The sequence below is a fragment of the Thermosporothrix hazakensis genome (assembly GCF_003253565.1).
Classification (GTDB): Bacteria; Chloroflexota; Ktedonobacteria; order Ktedonobacterales; family Ktedonobacteraceae; genus Thermosporothrix; species Thermosporothrix hazakensis.
In genome coordinates this window covers 1-5,582 of the sequence record NZ_QKUF01000068.1, presented here as the reverse complement: position 1 = coordinate 5,582, position 5,582 = coordinate 1, and the positions used below count along the sequence as shown (strand labels likewise).

Sequence of the window (5,582 nt, the reverse complement as noted above, 5' to 3'; positions counted from 1 at the left end):
CTGCATTTTGAGCGGTGTAACGAGCATATCCATCTGCAAGGCACCCGCTTGCAGATCGCACAAGAAGCAACCCCCTGGAAACGTGGCGACACACCCCGCTTCGCTGGCGTCAGCTCCTTTGGATGGTCGGGGACCAATGCTCACCTCATCCTGAGCGATTATAAACAGGAGAATGAAGCGCCCGCCCCGCCCTCTACAGTACCGTGTATTCTGCCCATCTCGGCTCGTACACCTGAAGCGCTCAAGGATCTGACCTTTGCGTATCGTCGTTATCTTGCGCAGACGACAGCCTCTTTTCAAACGATCTGCTTTAATGCAGCGACAAGACGCCCGCACTTTGAACACCGTCTGACGCTCCTTGCGAGAGGGACAGAAGAAAGTGTCACCGTACTGGATGCGTATTTGCGCGGCGAAACTCCTCATGCGATTCAGCAAAGCCCGGAGGCAGTTGATATAGCGAATACGTCGCAGCCTGTTTTTGTCTTTTCCGGTCACGGCTCGCAATGGGCCGGTATGGGACGTTCCCTGCTGGCGACAGAGCCCATTTTTAAAGCGACCATCGAGACCATTCATAACCTGATACTCCAGCATAGTGGCTGGTCCCTTTTAGATGTACTCAATACTGAGAAGCTGGAAGAAGATATAGCCGTTACACAACCTGCGATCTTTGCGGTACAGGTCGGGCTCGCGCAGCTCCTGCGTTCATGGGGCATCCACCCGGGTGCAGTTATCGGGCATAGTATGGGCGAAGTCGCAGCCGCATTTGTTGCCGGCGCCTTGAGCCTTGAAGCTGCAACACAGATAATCTGTGAACGAAGCAGGCTCATGAAATGCGTCCAGGGCCAGGGAAGCATGCTCATGCTTGAGCTTGCCCCTGAAGAGGTCGCCTCTTTCATACAGGGAAAGGAAGCGCACGTTTCCCTGGCTGCAATCAATGGTCCCAATTCCGTTATACTTGCGGGCAAACGCGATACGCTTGCACAACTCCAGGCAAAGGCAGAGGAGCGTCACCTGTTCAGCCGTCAGGTAAAAGTTGATGTGGCCTCTCATAGCCCACAAATGGAAGGGCTGCACCAGGAACTCTATCACGCGCTGGCTAATCTTACACCCACATCGCCCACGCTTCCATTCTACTCAACAGTAAGCGGTAGCTATAGCGAACAGGAGGTGCTTGACGCCCACTACTGGCAACGCAACCTACGTCAGCCAGTTCTCTTCTGGCCTGCACTGCAACAGCTTCTGAGAGATGGCTACACCTGTTTCATCGAACTGAGCCCGCATCCGCTTCTGCTTCCTGCAATCGAACGGGGTGTGAAGACCACCAGATATAGCTGTCAGGTACTTCCTTCTCTTCGACGTGGAGAAGATGAGCAGATCGCGTTGCTAGAGCTGGCAGCCAAACTCTACTGTTATGGCTACTCGCTCAACTGGCGCGGTTTACTGCCCTCAACCGAGCGCTTTGTTTCGCTTCCCACCTATCCCTGGCAGCGGCAACGTTACTGGATTCAGGAGCAGCCTTCCCACCCCTTCCAGCCATCTCAGGAACAGTCTGGTTCCTGGGAATCTCTGGTACAACTTGCACGAAGGCAGGAATTACAGGCTCCACTTGATCTCAACCTGACAAGCTATCCAGCGAGATGGGAATTTACCAGACGACTGGCCAGTGCTTTTGCTTTGCAGACGTTGCACGATCTGGGCATCTTTACTCAGGCAGGAGAGCAGTATACGGTAGAGGCACTTATCCAGAAATATCAGCTCGTCCCTCACTACGCGAAGCTGCTTACACGCTGGCTACATTATCTGGTGGATGATGGCCTGCTCGATTACAGAGCGCCCGGAACTTTTATTGCGCTACGCTCGCTTCCTCCTGTTGATTGGGATCAGCTCTGGTCTCAATGCGCCGAGGTTTTTCAGGACGAAGCCTGGTTTGGGGAGTACTTTCACCGCTGTGCACGCTACCGACTTGCTATCCTGACAGGAAAAGAAACACCTCTCGAAACGCTCTTCCCACAGGGAACGTTTACTACGGCAGATCAGCTCTATCATCAATGGGCGGTTGCTCGCTATTTCAACAATATCATCGGCTCTGTTGTGGAAGCGCTAACCCGCTCCACATCTCGACCCCTGCGCATCCTCGAAATCGGGGCAGGCAGCGGAGGCACTACACGCACCATTCTGCCATTATTGCCCGCAGAGAAAACCAGCTACTGGTTCACAGACCTTTCCGCGTTCTTTCTCAACACGGCGCGCCAGCGTTTCCAGGATTATCCATTTCTGCACTATGGTATCCTGGATCTTGAGCAAGAGCCAGCCGCACAGGGGTATGAGCCGGGCTCGTTTGATATCATCATATCCTCCAACGCGGTACATGCGACGCATGATATACGGCAATCGCTCGCCTATCTCTTCTCGCTTCTGACTCCTGGTGGCACGCTACTTCTCTACGAAGTGACAGAGTATCTGCCCTGGTTTGATGTCTCGACGGCCCTTATCGAGGGGTGGCAGTTTCATAGCGATGACCTACGCAGTACTCACCCGCTCTTGTCGGCCAGCCAATGGGAAACATGCTTGCGAGAACAAGGCTTCCAATCAGTCGCGTCCTTCCCTCGACCTGAAACGCCGACTCGGGTTCTCGGACAGCATGTTCTTCTTGCTCAAAAGCCTCTTGAGGCCAGCATCAGCCATGCTTCCCTTGCTCAACCTGAGATGAAAGAGAAAAACATAGCATGGCTGCATGAACTTCAATGGATACCTGATGCAGCTTCCCGGACTGAATCGCCTGCTAACCTGCAGCAGACATACTGGGTCATTTTTGCAGATAAGCAGGGGATTGGCCAGGCGCTCGCCGCGCAACTCGCCCGCCATCATGCTCGCTTTCTGTATGTCTCTCCAGAGACTCAGGCCAATGAACAGCATATCAGATTAGATCCGACACAGCAGGCAGAGCTGGAGAGGCTGCTTGAACGTGTTCAGCAAGAAAGCAGAGAATACACGAGCCTGTATCTTGTTCATCTCTGGAGCCTGGATCTTCCTGACCCTATCCAGGACATACAGGAGCTGGAAGCTGCCCAAAAAGTCGGAAGTGGAAGTGCCCTCCATCTGTGTAAGGGAATTGCAACCCGCGAGTGGAACTCATCTGTGCGGCTCTGGCTGGTTACCAGGGGAGCGCAGGTTATCACAGATGGGTCGGGAATACCGGCAGTAGCACAGGCTCCGCTCTGGGGGCTGGGGCGCGTCTTTGCTCAAGAATATCCGGCGCTCTGGGGTGGGTTGATTGATCTTGACCCGGCTGGCTCACCCGAACACATGGCACAGTTGCTCTTGCAGCAGCTTCACGGTCAGAAGCAAGATATCCACGAGGACCAGATAGCTATTAGAGGCGAAACACAGTATGTTGCTCGTCTGGCTCCTCTCACGCTTCAACCCTCGCGCGCTCCTCATATTGAGCCTGATGCAAGCTATCTGGTTACAGGAGGAGCGGGAAAACTGGGCCTTCATGTTGCTCGCTGGTTGGTATCGCAGGGAGCACGCCACATTATCCTTCTGGGGCGAACGCCCTTTCCCCCGGTTGAGCAGTGGTCACAAATCCCAGGCGAAAGCACGTCAGGAAGACGTATTGCCGCAATTCAGGAGATGGAGGCACAAGGCGCACAGATATATCTTCCCGTCGTAGATGTCGCTGAGGAAAGTCAGCTCTCCTCTTTCCTGAAGGCATGGAGGCAAGAGCAGCGCCCCCCGATTCGGGGTATTATCCATGCGGCAGCAATCCTTTCATCGCAAACGATTACCGAGCTACATCTTGATGAGCTCCTGCGGGTTATGCGCCCAAAGGTACTTGGCGGATGGCTGCTACATAAAGCGTTCCAGCAAGAAGATCTCGCATTCTTTGTTCTCTTCTCGTCAGGAGTCTCTGTTTTCGGACCAGCAGGGCAGGGGAATTATGCTGCTGCTAATGTGTTCCTGGATACACTGGCTTTGTATCGCCAAGCGCTGGGACTCCCCGGAGTCAGCATAAGCTGGGGTGTCTGGACTGAGTTTGGCGATAGTTCGAGCCTCTCAGCCCGGCGCTATACAGAGTACCTTCAAGGTGGACGCAATATCACACCAGAGCAGGGGTTAGAGGCGCTCAGTGCCTGCATCGCCAATCAGAAAGCGCTGGTCGTTGCTGTTCCTTTCGATCTGGCAAGCTGGGAACGCTACAGCCCGACAGCAAAAAACGCACCACTCTTTGCGGCCCTGCGCTCCTCGGAACAGGAAACGCAGCCATCCGAGACGTTACAAGACACGTTGCAGGCCCTGCATCCCGGAGAGCGTCGGGACTACCTGGAAAGCTTTTTACAGCAGCAGTTCGCACATATTCTGCGTATACCGGCGGCAAACATCCAGAAAGATACGCCTCTCACAACTCTGGGCTTCGACTCACTCATGACCCTGGAGCTACGCCAGAAGCTTGAAAATGCGCTCAATACCTCAATCTCCGCAACCGTCATCTGGAACTATCCAGTTATCTCGCGTCTGGCAGAGTATATCGCGGAACGACTACAAATTCAGCTCACAACAGATGAGACGTCGCAGGACGAAGGAGAGGAGGACCAGAGCCAATTGTTAGAGATACTCAAGCTCGCTCAGATGCTTCCCCGCGAAGATGCGGAACCGGAAAAACGTTCTGATAGGTAGCAAAGGTAGAGGGAACTATTTATGTTAGACGTCCTGAAAAAAATGGTAGCCGAGCTCTCACCCGAGCAACGCATGACACTGGCCAGACTTCTCCTCCCGGAGAAAGAGCCTGTAGCAATTATTGGGATGGGATGCCGCTTCCCTGGCGGCGCGAATTCACCAGAGGCCTACTGGGATCTTCTCCAAAGTGGAAAGGATGCCATTATTCCTGTGCCTTCGGATCGTTGGGAGCAGGACGCATGGTATGATCCCGATCCAGCAACGCCAGGGAAGATGACTTCTTTCCTCGGCGGCTTTCTTCAGGAAAATATCGCGGAGTTCGACCCGGTTGCTTTCGGCATTACCCCGCGCGAGGCTGCTTCAATGGATCCACAGCAGCGGCTCCTGCTTGAGGTAAGTTGGGAAGCTCTGGACGCGGCGGGCATAGCAAGAGAACATCTAGCTGGAAGCAAAACCGGCGTCTTTATCGCCATTTATCACCGTGATTACTTTACCTTACAGATGTCTGCTCTGGATGAGCTTGATAACTTCAGTATTGCGGGCACAGCCCATTCTATAGCCGCTAATCGGATCTCTTACCTGCTCGACCTCCGAGGGCCAAGTATGGCAATAGATACCGCCTGTTCCTCCTCGCTCGTGGCGCTCCATCTGGCCTGCCAGAGCCTGCGCACGGGCGAATCTGATCTGGCCCTTGCCGGTGGAGTGAGCGTGATGCTCACGCCAGACGTTACTGTTGGTCTTTCTCAAATGCACGTACTGGCCCCGGATGGCAGATGCAAGCCATTCGATGCACGAGCTGACGGCTTCGTCCGTGGCGAAGGCTGCGGCGTCCTCCTCCTCAAGCGCCTCTCCGACGCTATCCGCGATCATGACCCTATCCTCGCCCTCATTCGCGGCTCCTCCCT

Annotated in this window: 2 protein-coding genes; both read left to right on the top strand. The window is 54.4% G+C overall.

Translation table 11 applies throughout. From position 1 onward, the window contains the following. Window positions 1-4,677 carry an acyltransferase domain-containing protein gene (locus EI42_RS31520; protein ID WP_346268209.1) on the top strand — a complete coding sequence of 1,559 codons (4,677 nt, stop codon included), beginning with the start codon at window positions 1-3 and terminating at the stop codon, window positions 4,675-4,677. Between the two features lie 21 nt (window positions 4,678-4,698). After that, window positions 4,699-5,582, top strand: an 884-nt coding sequence (locus EI42_RS31515) for a beta-ketoacyl [acyl carrier protein] synthase domain-containing protein (RefSeq protein ID WP_146505484.1), incomplete at its 3' end; no start/stop codon positions are given.